The organism is Mesorhizobium sp. M0898 (genome assembly GCF_040319695.1).
Lineage (GTDB): Bacteria > Pseudomonadota > Alphaproteobacteria > Rhizobiales > Rhizobiaceae > Mesorhizobium.
Map to the genome: position 1 here is coordinate 1 of NZ_JAMYOE010000055.1, position 13390 is coordinate 13390.

Annotated in this window: 15 protein-coding genes and 1 pseudogene; 9 read left to right on the forward strand and 7 right to left on the reverse strand. The window is 57.8% G+C overall.

Translation table 11 applies throughout. The annotated features are described in order from the left end of the window. Window positions 1-228 precede the first annotated feature (228 nt). The 5 genes from NKH90_RS30645 to NKH90_RS30665 all read right to left on the reverse strand — a co-directional run bounded on the left by NKH90_RS30645 (window position 229) and on the right by NKH90_RS30665 (window position 5388). Window positions 229-1032: a class I SAM-dependent DNA methyltransferase gene (locus NKH90_RS30645; protein ID WP_352700668.1), complete on the reverse strand. Its 804-nt coding sequence runs from the start codon at window positions 1030-1032 to the stop codon at window positions 229-231. Window positions 1033-1441: 409 nt separating this feature from the next. After that, window positions 1442-2326, reverse strand: coding sequence for an ArdC family protein (locus NKH90_RS30650; RefSeq protein ID WP_352700667.1), 885 nt, complete (start codon window positions 2324-2326; stop codon window positions 1442-1444). Window positions 2327-2645: 319 nt separating this feature from the next. Then, the gene (locus NKH90_RS30655) at window positions 2646-3704 is read right to left on the reverse strand and encodes a hypothetical protein (RefSeq protein ID WP_352700666.1); all 1059 of its coding nucleotides are present in this window, start codon (window positions 3702-3704) and stop codon (window positions 2646-2648) included. A gap of 482 nt (window positions 3705-4186) precedes the next feature. Next, window positions 4187-5074 carry an ImmA/IrrE family metallo-endopeptidase gene (locus NKH90_RS30660; RefSeq protein WP_352700665.1) on the reverse strand — a complete coding sequence of 296 codons (888 nt, stop codon included), beginning with the start codon at window positions 5072-5074 and terminating at the stop codon, window positions 4187-4189. Further along, window positions 5071-5388, reverse strand: coding sequence for a helix-turn-helix domain-containing protein (locus tag NKH90_RS30665; protein ID WP_352700664.1), 318 nt, complete (start codon window positions 5386-5388; stop codon window positions 5071-5073). The genes NKH90_RS30660 and NKH90_RS30665 overlap by 4 nt, the downstream gene beginning before the upstream one ends. A 130-nt stretch (window positions 5389-5518) precedes the next feature. Between NKH90_RS30665 and NKH90_RS30670 the strand changes: the two are divergent. The 4 genes and pseudogenes from NKH90_RS30670 to NKH90_RS30685 all read left to right on the forward strand — a co-directional run bounded on the left by NKH90_RS30670 (window position 5519) and on the right by NKH90_RS30685 (window position 7612). Then, window positions 5519-5757, forward strand: a pseudogene (locus NKH90_RS30670) (DUF2188 domain-containing protein). A gap of 28 nt (window positions 5758-5785) precedes the next feature. Further along, on the forward strand, window positions 5786-6058 hold the full coding sequence (locus tag NKH90_RS30675; protein ID WP_352700663.1) for a multiubiquitin domain-containing protein: 273 nt from the start codon (window positions 5786-5788) through the stop codon (window positions 6056-6058). Further along, window positions 6033-7208 carry a ThiF family adenylyltransferase gene (locus tag NKH90_RS30680; RefSeq protein ID WP_352700662.1) on the forward strand — a complete coding sequence of 392 codons (1176 nt, stop codon included), beginning with the start codon at window positions 6033-6035 and terminating at the stop codon, window positions 7206-7208. Before NKH90_RS30675 ends, NKH90_RS30680 begins: the two co-directional genes overlap by 26 nt. Then, on the forward strand, window positions 7205-7612 hold the full coding sequence (locus NKH90_RS30685; RefSeq protein WP_352700661.1) for a ubiquitination-like system serine protease family protein: 408 nt from the start codon (window positions 7205-7207) through the stop codon (window positions 7610-7612). The genes NKH90_RS30680 and NKH90_RS30685 overlap by 4 nt, the downstream gene beginning before the upstream one ends. Window positions 7613-7649: 37 nt before the next feature. On the opposite strand, the gene NKH90_RS30690 is transcribed toward NKH90_RS30685, so the two are convergent. Then, window positions 7650-8171: a gamma-glutamylcyclotransferase gene (locus tag NKH90_RS30690; RefSeq protein WP_352822905.1), complete on the reverse strand. Its 522-nt coding sequence runs from the start codon at window positions 8169-8171 to the stop codon at window positions 7650-7652. A 372-nt stretch (window positions 8172-8543) separates the two neighbouring features. Between NKH90_RS30690 and NKH90_RS30695 the strand changes: the two genes are divergently transcribed. After that, a complete protein-coding gene (locus NKH90_RS30695) occupies window positions 8544-9917 on the forward strand; it encodes an integrase family protein (protein WP_352700659.1) in 1374 nt (457 codons plus the stop codon). A 333-nt stretch (window positions 9918-10250) separates the two neighbouring features. On the opposite strand, the gene NKH90_RS30700 is transcribed toward NKH90_RS30695, so the two are convergent. Continuing rightward, complete coding sequence (locus tag NKH90_RS30700; RefSeq protein ID WP_352700658.1) at window positions 10251-11024, reverse strand: hypothetical protein; 774 nt, start codon at window positions 11022-11024, stop codon at window positions 10251-10253. Window positions 11025-11305: 281 nt separating this feature from the next. Here NKH90_RS30700 and NKH90_RS30705 point away from each other — a divergent pair, with 281 nt between their 5' ends. From NKH90_RS30705 to NKH90_RS30720, 4 genes are all read left to right on the forward strand, one after another. Beyond that, window positions 11306-11701: a hypothetical protein gene (locus NKH90_RS30705; protein WP_352700657.1), complete on the forward strand. Its 396-nt coding sequence runs from the start codon at window positions 11306-11308 to the stop codon at window positions 11699-11701. Between the two features lie 114 nt (window positions 11702-11815). After that, entirely contained in the window at window positions 11816-12214 is a 399-nt protein-coding gene (locus NKH90_RS30710) for a DUF2513 domain-containing protein (protein ID WP_352700656.1), read from the forward strand. Further along, window positions 12211-12492 (forward strand): site-specific integrase, encoded by a 282-nt coding sequence (locus NKH90_RS30715; RefSeq protein ID WP_352700655.1) that lies wholly within the window; start codon window positions 12211-12213, stop codon window positions 12490-12492. The genes NKH90_RS30710 and NKH90_RS30715 overlap by 4 nt, the downstream gene beginning before the upstream one ends. A gap of 79 nt (window positions 12493-12571) precedes the next feature. Then, the gene (locus NKH90_RS30720; RefSeq protein WP_352700654.1) at window positions 12572-13288 is read left to right on the forward strand and encodes an AbiU2 domain-containing protein; all 717 of its coding nucleotides are present in this window, start codon (window positions 12572-12574) and stop codon (window positions 13286-13288) included. The last annotated feature ends 102 nt before the right edge of the window (window positions 13289-13390 follow it).

A 13390-nucleotide genomic window follows, 5' to 3' on the forward strand; every position in this document is an offset into this window, starting at 1 on the left:
CACCTCCGACACTTATTTTTGCGCGTCGCTCGGTGGGTGGTTGTGGCTGGAGGCGCTCGGCCCCTTCGGGGGGGGCGGCCCCGCCCGCGGCTGGGCCCCCCCCCGCAACTCTACTTCGTAGTAACGTTCGAGATTCAATGCCATTACTAGTCCCCCGAAAGAGAACTAGCCTATGTCCATGTTAGACTGCAAGCCGCGTACAACGCGAGCGTGACAGCCGCGTGACGTTTATGCGGGGCTGCTGGGCCCTTGCTTGAACACGAAAAGATTGAACAACGGTCCCTTCCGCCCGACAAGCGAGTCCGGGACCTCCGCGCCGGCGTTGGCCAGCGCTTCGTCTTCGTAAGTTCGGTAGAGGCGGTCTAGGCGAAGGCCGGCCTTCTCAGCGGCGGCGATGACGTCTTCCTGCCGATGCTTGAAAGTGGGTACCTCGACGCGCCCTTCTGATGTGGGCAGCCGTGTCGAAGCATATGCATGGCCGGGGTCGAGGTCGGTCACGACGAAGCGGCCGTCTTGCGCCAGAACGGTCTGCACCCTCGTGAACAGATCACCTGGCGACTGCAGATGACCAATCATGCGGCAGGACAGGACGAAGTCGAAGGTGTCGCCCAAGCTGCTGAAATCGACCTTCGCGACGTCCTCATGGATGAGCTCTACGCGGTCACCCAGCCTTTGAGCGCATACCGCGAGCATCCGCGCACTGAGATCGATGCCGACGTACCGGCGTATGGAGCGTACCTCATCGAGGATCCGCTCGGCAACGGCGCCGGTGCCGATTCCGATTTCGAGCACGCGTTCGGGCGCAACGACACGTTCAGGGGGAGTCAAGAGTGAACGAAGAACAGGCCATTCAATCTTCCGCCACAGGATCTGCCATTTCCAGGCGTCATAGTGCGGAGCGGCTGCGTCATATCCCTTTGCCACGGCATGCTTGTAGCGCAACAGCTTCATGAGCCGGATGATGTTGGCATAGTGCCAACCGAATGACGAGTCACCGCCAACGCGGCTTTCGCCGTTGTTGATGTGCGCCAAGTTCATTCCCATGCCCACCACCGTACCACTCGCCAAGCAGCTTGGCGAGCTAGCCGTATAGTATATGAGGCGCTACCCACCGTTGCCAAGGCCTGCCCAAACGGGCAACCCTACAATGCACGACGTTGGTAAAGACCCAGCAAACGCTGGGGTTCCAGTCTTTCTACGGGTTCTATTGCTAATTCGAACTGTGACCCGATTCTGGCGGGACGTCCAGCGTCAGAGATGCTTGTGCACTGAGTTCAACCCTGCGCGTGATCCAATGCTTGCTCTTTGAGCACCCAGTGGTAGCCGCCAAGCCCACCTATGCTGGACCGTTCTGCTCTGTTGGTCCCTGGGTACTATCTTCTCTTTACGGACCCCGAACAACGTCGGCTCGGCGCTGTGGCTGGCTAAAAGAAAGCGACCGTCAGGCTGCCTCCTCCTTGTCCCCAAGGGCCAGCAGGTAATCGCCGGCGTCCGACGCCTTGCTGGCAGCAGTGACGAATGCCTTGCGGTCATGCTTGAGGATTTTGATCCAGCTTGCCAGATACTTGGCGTGGTCAGCACGGGGTTCCGCCTCGATGCCCAGCTTCGCGCAGAGGAAGGCAGCTCCCAGCTCGGCGACGAGTTCTTCGGCTGCGTAGGCGGCATCGCCGAAGCGTCTACCGAATTCGCGCTGCAGACGCGGCGCTGTCCAATGGGTCAGCTCGTGAAGAATTACACCGTAGTAGGCCTCGGTGGCGCTGCTGGTGGACGTTCCAGTGAACAGATGCCTGGGCGGCATGACAATTTCGTCGGTGCTTGGCCGGTAAAAGGCCTGTACGCCTTGGTGCGTAATCTTTGCAAGGCTTGCAGCGATCAACGCATCGGCCTGCGCGATCGGAGACACTTGGTTGTCTTCCGATGTGCGGACTTCGGGCTGATAGCCATCCACCTGTCCGATGTTGAAGACCCAGCTGAGGCGGGCGCAGGGAATGCGACGGCCTTCTTCGTCAGCGCCGGCATCATCGGGGTCCTTGCGCTCGAGCATCTGGAACCAAATGACCGGGGTGCCTTTTTCACCCTTGCGGACGCTTGCGCCCTTCTCCGACCACTGCTTGAAGGTTGCCCAGGCATTTTCCGAAAACCCAGCCTCCTGGGCGGCGACCCACAGCATGATCACGTTCGACCCGCGGTACTCGTGGCCGGTTAAGGCATTCGTGGGCATGATCAGTGACGGTCTGCTCCAAGGACGCTCGCATGGCCCGCAGTTTTCGAGGGCTCTAAGAATGGTGTCGGTAATGATCTGATAGGTGTCGCGCTTCGTTGGCATGGTTGGCTCCTTTCTGGACCGCCAGTGCGGCGGGAGCCTCCAGCGGCGGAGGGCCAAAGCGGCGCATGCACCCGAAGGGCCGGAATGGAGAGGAGGAGGGCCTGCCCTTGCCTGCGAAGCTGCCCGTAGCAGCCTGCTCCCCATTGCCGCACGGTCCAGAGAGAGCCAAAATCCCATGCGCGCGTCACCGGATCATGCCAGGCTCCATCTGCCCTCGATGCAGGGATTTCGCTGTCGTGCGCGAAAGTCTGTCGATCGCGCTACAGGCGGCCGGAATAGGTCCGCGGCTCGGCAAGGAATTAGGGTGGACCGCTGCGCCCTATTCGTACGGGAGTTCGCCAAACAGGCCGATCATAAGGGCGCTGTCCAGAACGCGGAACGGCAGTGTAACGAAGTGGTCCGGGTGACGTGGCTTGGCAGGGCCATCGCCGGCGACGTTCTTCGTGTGGCCGCTGACTCTTTCGCCATCCTCTTTGATGTAGGGAAGAACGACAATGCGGCCGTGGTTCTTGGAAAGGATCGAGCCTTCCTTCCAGAGCGCAGTCCCATCCTTGTCTTCCGAAGGTGCCACGGACTTAATCTGCCAGCCGACCGACCCGTCGTCCTCGTACCAGAACACAACTTCACCGACGACGAGCACGCGCTCGCCACGCTGCAATGCCTCGTCGAGAAGTCGCTGCACACTGGCCAGTTTCAGAAGCTGGTTGGCACGGGGCAACAAGATCTCGCGGATCTTCGCTTTGGTTTTGCCCCAATGGTCAGACCCGTTGAAGTCGTAGGCGTTGGCAGTGCGCGCGCGGTAGGCTTCCTGGGCACCCCGCCTGCCGGCGGTATATGGCTTAGTCCAGCGCAGGCCTTTTTCACAGTAAAGGACGTACGAAGAGTATCCGGTGCCCATGAGGACCGAGCGCAGATAGGGCATTTCGGAGAGCTGCGTTGCTAGAGCGTCCCGGTAGTCCTCGGAGTCCTTCGGCAGTTGAAGCTCCGATGCAAGTGGACGCGGGTCGTTAGCATGCCGCCGGACGCCCTCCTTGAACATCAACAACTCTTCGTTTGAAAGTCGTTCTTTCGCTTCAAGCGCTTTACGCATTTTGAGCCGCAAAGAGGCGCGGGTCTCCTCGTCCAACGCCCTTTCCTCCAGCGCCTGGGAGAGCTTGAGGTTGAGCGTCGCCGCAGCCTCAATGGCAGCGTCCTGATCCCGATATAGATCAACCTTAACGCCCCCATCTGGCGAAGGAACACGACGATCGCGCCATGCTGGTTTATGTGGTTCGCTCTCGGCGTACTCGATGATATGCCACCAGTTATGCAGTGGTCGGTACTCTGGCCAGACCGCCAGAATCGGATGAAAATCGCGCTTTTGATCGCCCCATTTCATAAGTCACTCCCTCTGTCGGGTTTGTGGGCATCGCTCCCGAAGACCACGTCCCGGAATCTACCAACAGGTGAATATAGCACGCCGCGCCGCGAGACTCCTCGGACCTTGGCGCTACTCGACCGCAGGGAAGGATGCCCGCCCGGCGCGATCGGAACGTCAACAGCTATACGCAGCTCGCCGTGACGGTGACGGTGAACGACGTGGCAACCGAAATGCTGACTACGTTGCCGAACCGCAAGCGGGTCCATTTTTGCCCAGCGCGGCTTACCTGCGGCATCTTCAGGACGGCGCCAAGCATCATCGACTGCCGGAGGACTATTTGCCGTTGACCGACAGAATCAACACTGCTGACCGGGTTGCTAAGGCGCCGCCCCTGCGCCTGCAAGACGGTCGAGCCTCGGCTTCGCCTGCGGCCGCAGGGGCACCCTTTGCAAACAAAAAGATGATTCAGGAGATTGAGGGCTTGGTGGTGCCGGGAGAGACTATCTAGCCGTGAAGCGGTCGACTGTATCCTCCTCCACGTCGGCTTCCTCAAGCTGACGAGGCGGTGCATCGTCCAATGCCAGCAGAGAAAGCGAGAAATCGTACTGCTCGGCTAACAACGTCGTCTCATGTACCGGTTCCCTTAGCCATACGCCGGCTGGATGGTCGCGCTCGCCACGGCCGTCGACAAGGACCTGGGGGTTGAGAGGCAACGCCGTCGCCGGAAGTTCTATCGGCCCGCCGATCGAGGTTTTGAAATACGCGCCAGACTTCCACGCCGGTTCGCTCGAACGCGCCCAAAGAACATAGCCGTCACGAGATACCACCAAGATGGCGCGGCGCTCCGTGTAGCTCAGCCAGCGCAGGACCGCAGCAATTAAAGAGACCCCGTACCGTTCGGCGCAGCCCTTCAGCATCGCCAAGTCGACCTTGGCTTTCGCCGATATCTGCCGCCGGAAATCATCGAGCGGCATCAGCAGCGTGGCGGCGAACACATTCGCCTGGTGCTCGACTTGGCCATATTCCGAGTCCCATCGGACAATTTGCTGCGGCCCGCATTCAAAACCGTTGGGATAAGCCAAGCGGTGCAGGAGATAATGGCCGAACTCGTGGGCGAGCGTGAAATTGATCCTGCCCTTGGAGGAGATGGCATTGTTGTAGATGATGCCCCATCCGGGCCGGCCCTTGGGAGCCGGATAAAGCGCACCGTCAAAGGTTGGCAGGTTATCTCCCTTGACCATTACGATGGGATCAGACGCAAAGCGATTCCGCGAGAACTCCAGCGCCACTTGTGCCACATCGATTGGAAACCGGTCCGCGCCGAGCACCACGTTCAGGAGATGTGTGATCTCGAAAGCCCAACGCTCCGGCGTGAAGACTTGGGTCATTCATCACCGCCCATGAGATCGAGCATCTTGCGGATTTTTTCTTTCGTGCCCGGATCCATGGTGCGGTATTTACGGAAAAACGCGGTATCCGTGGCGTCTTCGACCGCGACTGCATCTGTGAGCAGGTAATCGGGGGTAACGTCCAGTGCGATGGCGACTTTACTGATCTTGTCGGCGGACGGTCGTGGCAGGTCCTTGTTTTCAAGTTCCCAGATATAGCTTTTGCTGGACTCGGCCAGTTCAGCCAAGCGATCGAGGGTGAAGCCCTTTTGTTTGCGCAGGGTACGAATTTTTTCGCCAATGGGCGTGGTCACGGATAGCTCCTTTCCGGTTGATAAGTTCAGAGTAGCAGCACATAGGGTACTTGACAACCGAAACGAACTGGATCAAAGATGTTCGGAGTAGGCGTACTTTAAGTTCAACAACGACGAAGGAGATCAACATATGGCAGGCAAGAAAGGCGGCGGCACACATCATGTGGTGCCTAACAAGGCCGGGGGCTGGGACGTCAAGCGTGGCGGTAGCGAGCGGGCCTCCGGCACTTCGACACCAAGCGCGAGGCGGTGGACCAGGGGCGGAACGTCAGCCGCAACCAGCATACCGAACTCAAGATCCACAATCAGGACGGCCGGATCGCCCAGAGCGACAGCCACGGCAACGATCCCAACCCGCCGCGCGGCTAGCGGCTCCAACAAACAAGGAAATTCCCGAATGGAAACCCAGGAGACCGCAAAGGTCAAGGACAAGACCGTCACGATCATCGTTGACGGCACCCCCTACGAAGTCCCGAAAAAGGACGACATCACTTATGCGGAAGTGGTGACGCTCGCCCATCCCGACTATCCGCAGCACCCAGAGATCACTTACTCGGTGACTTACACCCGTGGCGACGGGCACAAGCCGGAGGGTATTCTAGCCCCGGGCGGCAGCGTCAAAGTCAAGGAAGGAATGGTCTTTAGTGTTAACCGAACTGGCCAATCATAACGACGACATCCGTCGTCTACTCGAAAAGGGCTATGCCCTGCGGGTTGACACGTTGCACCTCGTGGCCAGGGACATTCCCTACCTCGACCACGAGGGCACGCTTCAAACCGGTTCCATCGTCAGCAAGTTGGTGCCTGTCGACCAGAACCGCTACATGCAGCATGACCATCAGGTCTTTTTCGCCGGATCGGCGCCATACGGGCTCGATGGACGTCCGGTGGCAAATTTATCCGGTGGCGAGATGACCATTCCGTTGTCGCACCACGACGTCATCGTCCAGAGGTCCTTTTCCAACAAGCCGCCGAACGGGTTTCCGGATTTCTTCGACAAAGTCGAGCACTACGTAGCGCTGATCTCCGGGCCGGCGATCGAACGGTACCCGCAGGCAACGCCTCTCACTTTTCGTGTTGATCCGGACATCTTGCCGGATTCCGTCTTCAAGGTGCACGATTCCCTGACCAGCCGTGCCGAGATTGCGGATCTTGCCAGCGTGTTCAAGGACGACGTCATTGCCATCATCGGGCTCGGCGGCACCGGCTCCTACGTCTTGGACTTCATGGCCAAGACCCGGGTCAAGGAAATCCGCGGTTTCGATGGGGATAAATTTTACCCCCACAACGCTTTCCGGTCCCCAGGCGCCCTGGATCTCGGCGACTGGGGCAAGTCCAAGGCGGCGACCGCTGAAAAGCGCTACGCGAACTTCCGGCACGGATTATCCATGCGGCCGACCTATATTGATGCATCCTCCTCATCCGAACTCGAAGGGGTGACTTTCGCATTCGTTTGCGTTGACAAAGGTTCCGCCCGCGCAGCCATCTTTGACCTGTTGATAGCGCTGGCTATTCCCTTCATCGATGTGGGAATGGGGCTGAACCGCAAACAGGGCCCGCTGGCCGGCACCCTGCGGGCCACCTATTTCGGCGCCGAAAAGGCTGGCGAAGTTCGCGCCATGAATCTGGCCGAAACCGTGGATGATCCGGACAACGTCTACCGGGAAAACATCCAGATCGCCGAGCTTAACGCCCTCAACGCGGGTCTGGCCGTGATGAGGTACAAGCAGCTCCGCGGCTTTTACGTCGACGACAATTCGGCGTACCATTTGCTAATGGACACAACCGCCCTCCGCGTCATGTCGGAGCGCGACGCGTGAAGCATCTCGCGCTCCAGCATGTCCAGTATGTGCCAAAACAGCTCGAGTCGGGCATTCTCTATGTGTCCAGAGAATTTGCGGTGGCCGCCCATCTCTGCGCCTGCGGCTGCGGCAATAAGGTGTCGGTGCCTCTCGGCCCGGCCGAGTGGACTCTTTCTGAACGGAATGGCCGCGCGACATTGCGCCCGTCAATCGGTAACTGGCAGCTGCCCTGTCGGTCCCATTACCTGATTACAGATGGTGGGATTGATTGGGCAATTGGGTGGAGTGATGAGCAGATTGCAGCCGGTCGGCAAACCGAAGAAAGACGGCGTGAAGCGTATTATAAGGCTCGCGAACCACGGCTCGGTCTTGCCGCACGGATTTGGGCTGCCTTGCTGAAATTCCTCGGCCTGAGAAAGTAGTCTGTGAAGTGGATGATTGCTGACGAGCCTGTTTTTACTAGTGCTCTTCCAGAGCACTTGCGAAATCTTCTACAGCCTTGTCTGAGATTTTGAGGCTAGCCAGCTTTTCCGCGATGCTGAGTATGTAGTCGGTGCAATTGCCGGCGACACCCCTTGCCGAGCGAGCCTTCGCAACGAGATCCACCGATGATTTGCCCGTGATCAGGTTTTTGCCAATGTAGACAGGTGTATAGGCAAGGACCCTCTGCCCGCCCGTCAATCTCACCTCCATTGGGCGTAGCTCAAAGCCCTTACCTTCACGACTAGCCAGATCGGCTAGAACCTCGGCCTTCTTCGCTGCAGGAAATTCGAAGGCATAGCCCACGCATACGCCGCCATCGCTTTCGACTAGATTTAGCGTCGGACCGGGATCCGCCTTTGTCCCCCAGCGTAGAATAGACGCTTTGTTGAAGGCACGAACGTATCCAGGCAATTCAGCGAGTATGGCCCCGCCACTGCCATGTTTCTTCTGCCAACCGTCCCACATTAGGGAACCATAACCGAAAACCCACATAAGCATTCCCTCATCTTCGTAGTCGGCTGGCGGAAAGCTCTAAAGCGCTAACCTGTGTTTGTCTGCCTCCACCTCCAATGTGTGGCCGTAAACGTCGGGATGACGGCGCGATCTCGTGATGGTGGAAGTCGTTACACGAAAGTTACATGAACAGAACCGACAAGATCGACATTCACGTAACTATTTGAAAAACTTGGCGCACCCGACGCGATTCGAACGCATGACCCCTTCCTTCGGAGCGCCCCAAGTACGATAATCCGAGATTATCGAAATTGGTAATCATTTGTTTTTGTGTCATTTTTGATGACTTGATGATCATCATTACTTCACTTTCCATGTAACATTTGCTATAAATCGGTTACATGGAAGTTACATGAAATGCCCCAATTATTTTTAACTGACGATCTAGTTTTTACCGCAAATTGCCCTTCTGGGAAAGGCCAGGAAATTTACTGGGATTATCCGGTTGGAATAGACGGCCGCATTCGCAACGACTCCGTTTCAGGGCTGGGACTCCGTGTGACTGCGCTCGGAAATAAAGCCTTCGTCCATGCCTACCAGTTCAATGGCAGGCGCTATCGGAAAGTGCTCGGGACAACCGTCGTTCTCACCGTATCCTCTGCCCGACTGACGGTGGGCCAGCGGCAGCGCCGGCTGGAGGCCGGCGAAAATCCGGATTTCGACCGAACCGACCCCCGCCGCGCCCACCTTCTGACGGTCCGTGAGGCGATTGATCGCTATTGGGAAAGCCACGTGAGCGGCCTTTCCCAAGGCTACCGTTACAACTTCGCGATTTTCGTGGCCCATTGGCTGCGCCCTACCCCGAAGGTCGCCAGCAACCGCGGCCACAACAGTCGGCGGCGTTACAAGGATTTCGGGACGCTGTTTGCCGACCGGCCGCTCTCCTCCATCAAGCCGCTCCATATTGAAGAATTCCAAAAGCAGTTTACGTCGCCATACGTGTTCAACAGCGCGCTCCGGCACGTCTTGGCGCTCTACAACTGGGCTATCCGCATGCAACTGGTGGACATGCGCAATCCCTGCACCCCCATCCGCGCGCGGAAGCAGATCCGCCGCCGCCGGGATTATTCCACTGAGCAGATCCGACAAATCGCGGCCCACATCTTCTACCCGGTGTTTGAGGCTGTGCCTGAAATCGATCACCTGGAAGGGTTCACCAAGCGGAACATGGCGCTGGTCAAGGGACAGGTGGCAACCGCCAACGACCAGATGCAGGAACTCTGCAATTTCATGGGCATCCTGTTCCTGACCATGGCCCGGCCCAGCGACCTAGCCAAGGCGGAATTCGACCATTTCGATCTGGAGAAGCTGGTCTGGCACAAGCACAACACCAAAGGCATCAAACTGTCGCGTTCACTCTACGAGTACGCCTACCGATCGGTGCCGATCCATCTTCGGGTCGCCGGGATGGTGCAGGCCCAACGCCTCCGCTGGCCCGACAGCAAGTTGCTGTTCCCGTCCCATACCGACATGACGCAGCCCCGCGACAACTTCCGCAAGGGGCTGGACAAGTTCAAGGCCCTGCCGGGTGTCCCCGCGTATTTCCAGCTCTACGACCTTAAGCGGATCGCGATCTCGCTGATGTTGGCGGGCCAAGGGGTCTCGCATGAAGCCATATCGCACTACGTCGACCACAAGGGCAATCTCGAAACGACCATGATCTACGATCTCGGCTTTGTTGATCCGATGCGTCCTGTCACCCAAAAGCTTGGCGACCTTCTCGGCGTATAGGCTTGAAGCTTTTACGGGAGGGGTGACGCTTCGTCGAGTTGCGCCCTAAGTTCGTTCGACAGTCTTATAGCAGCTCCGGCAATCTGTTTGGATTGCAGATACCGCTTCTCGCCATAAGCCTTTTTGAAAGCTTGTGGACTGCGAAGATTCATGACGTCAATGAACTTGTCTATGTGCTGCTCGGGCACAACTGAGGCAACCCTGGCATCGCAGATCCGCTGAATTTCATGCTTTAATTCATTATCGGAGTACCCACCGGCCGCGAAAAGCCAATAATTAAATGCAATACAGGCGAATTCGTCGTCCGTTTCCGCGGACGCGTAAGAGTACAAGCTAGCGACAAATAGGATCGGAAGGCTCATCCTTGCAATAGTACGCACGAGTCTCGATCTCTCTCTTATTGTGAGTTTCCAGCGCCGATTCATCACGGTTCATAATATATGCCTTACGTGCCTCTTTGTCTTTTTCCATTAATCTATTTGCACTTGCTTTCACCAAAGGATTTTTAACTCCAAGCAATAGCAGTTTAGCGGTGATCGTGTTGTAGACGTTGCCCATGTGCCATTCGAAATTGCGCAAACGAGCCACGTCTTGCGCCTGCCCCTCAGCGATTGACGCTTGGAAATGGGCGTCGGAGCTATCGCTAGGTTCCTCGGCGATCTGGTCCTGAGGCTTTCCATCGCAGCGATCCAGCGTAATATTATCCTGCCGCGAGTCGATATTGTTCTTGTCGAGAACGTTGAGATACATCTTATCTGTCAACGATATCTTTATTTCTACAATCCAGTCGGCGGAAACGTACCAGCGATTGGTATGATAACCGAGATATTGCATGCGAAACCTTGCGTCATACCCGTTGGTAGACACGCGCGCGAGTGAGATGGGACCCCGTTTTGCAGACTCTCTTACCTTGTAGCGCTCAGAGGTCGACAGTAGCACGTTTAGTGCTTGCAGCACCGAACCGCTATTGTTGAAATCAATGTCAAAACGACAAGACGTATCGTCGGTCAGCAAGCTTCCGTCCGAAACAAGGTAAGGTTCGGCGACGGCTGCCTCCCGCATCGCCAGCAGAAGACCTAACGCCACTGTGGCCTTTAGAGGCGACATATTCGGCCTATTCAAGCGGTGAGGATTGCCCTTCCGCAATGCTTATAGAGTAGCGTTCGAAATGCCAAGTGCCGCAAGGTCGTAATAGATCGTAATTCCCCTCCGGCTAACGGCCGGTTTGCGCTGCCTGACGCGTCAGTAGTTTAATGGCCGAACAGCCGGTCACCCCAAAAGCTCGGCGCCCTTCTCGGCATATAAGGCTTGACGTCATTTTTGGACTGTGAGGCAATGAACCGGCGGCACCCTTCGCCGCAAAAATCCCATCAAGGAAAGTATGGCTCATGGACGCCCTGCAAGCGCTGGTGCTGACCAGCACGCAATTGCGCGACATGCTGACGGAAGCTGCGAAAATAGGGGCCGCCCTCGCCGTTGAAGAACTCCGCGCAGACCTTCACCAGACACCAGAAGATGCTACTTTACAAAAGCTCCGCGGCTACCTGGCCGACCCCGCTTCCCTCGCCAATCCCAATGACCACTGGGCGCATGGCGAGCTCATACGCCGGATCCAGACAACGGCGCGCGGCAAGCCAAAATCCACGGCGTGGTTCATGAAGTTCCAACGGGAGACCGGCCTGAATGAGTGCTTCACCCGCCTAAGCCCCGCTTATGGCCGAAGAAGGGAATGGTCATTCGCCGATATTGGACTGGCATGGGATGCCTATTACCGCAAACGTTAGCGGGCGATGAAACGTGTTGTGCCGGCCCGATAGGGAATCCAAGTTTCAGGTCTATCTGTGATAATGTCCTTATCGGATATAGGAGAGGGACGTGAACAGCATGAGACCGCCGGAATGAAACGCGACATGGATTTGGTCCGAGACGTGCTGCTTGCGTTGGAAGATGTCCCTGCGCACTTCGGCGCTCCCGTGAAATTGACCATTGGCCAAGCGCCACTCGCTTTTGCTGACCGGCCGAACGGCGATGTTGCCTACCACATCCGGATTATGACCCAAGGCGACCTCATCTCCATGGGAGGGATCAGTGAAGACGGGATAACGATCGAAAGATATCACGGGTTTCGGTGGCTCGGTCACGAGTTTTTGGACGACGTTCGCGATCCGAAAGCCTGGAGCGCGGCAAAGGATGGGGCCAAGAAGGTGGGGAGCGGAAGCCTAGGTTTCATATGGGAAGTGGCTAAGTCACTTGGAAAGTACGAGCTTGGCAAGCGGTTGGGAATCCCGCTCTCTTGAACCAGGTTCTCACCTTATCATCCCCGGCCCTCCTGCTGCCCGAAATGATAGCCGCCTGCCCTGAGCAGACAGTCACCCGATTCCTTGGGTTCTTCTCCGCCAACACCCGCAATCCGAACACCCGCAACGCCGACGCCCGCGCTGCCGTCGACTTTCACGCCTGGTGCGCCGATCGGGGCCTAACCGCCCTGTCCGCCATCCAGCCCATCCACGTCGCCGGTTGGATGGAAGAGCTCGGCCGCCCCCATTCGGTGCCGACGGGGTGGAACGGATCTTGACCTAGGAATGGCGCGCCGAGATTTTCCCACCTGGGTTCAAGGGCAGACAGCAGCCGACCGCGTAGCGACGGCTAAACCCTTGATCCACAAGCTTACGGACCACGTCCTCGACGTGATAGCCGTTCATGAAACCAACGCGCTGGTCCTCTACTCCCCGCTTCTATCCTCCCAGATACCCCAGTCGTATGCGGCTCACGCCTTCCGAGTGCTACAATCGAGCCTGCACCAGATGGAGCTGCTGCGCCTGTCGGCGTTATGGGACAAGGCGGACTTTCACGTGGCGAGTATCCCTTCGGCGGTCATGCTGATCGATCATCCAGATGTTCTTGCCGCCCTCGCCGAAGAAACGCGGGTCGCTCATGCCGGCCGTGGGGTCTACAACATGACACGCGAGACCGACCCCGCCCTGCAGGCGGAGATCGAACGTATGATGGACGAGCATCAGCGGTCATTTGCCGAGGACCAGGCGCGCAAGACGGTGCGACGGCTGAAAGCGGCAATCCGCAAAGCTAAAGCACTCGGTGCGTCGGCCGAGATGGATTCCGTGCGCAATGTGCGCGACAAGCACATCGCCCATTCCCTCGCGCAGACACGCCGCGAGCAGAAAGCGACGGTCCAGCCGCTGAAATACGGGGACGAGCGGAAGCTTCTGAAACTGACAATTCCCTTGATAGAAAGCCTTTATTGCTGGGTGAACGGAAGCAGCTTCGACATTGCTACCGACTCGCGCCGGCTTGCACGCAAGTACGCCAAGGAGCTTTGGGGCAACTGCAATTTCACTATTCCGACGAGATAGGACTAAGGGGCTCCGCCCCTCGCGCCCGCAAGAGCGCCGAGCCTCGGCTTCGCCTGCGGCCGCACCAACACCCTCTTGCAGTTGCTACCCCGGACCTCGCCG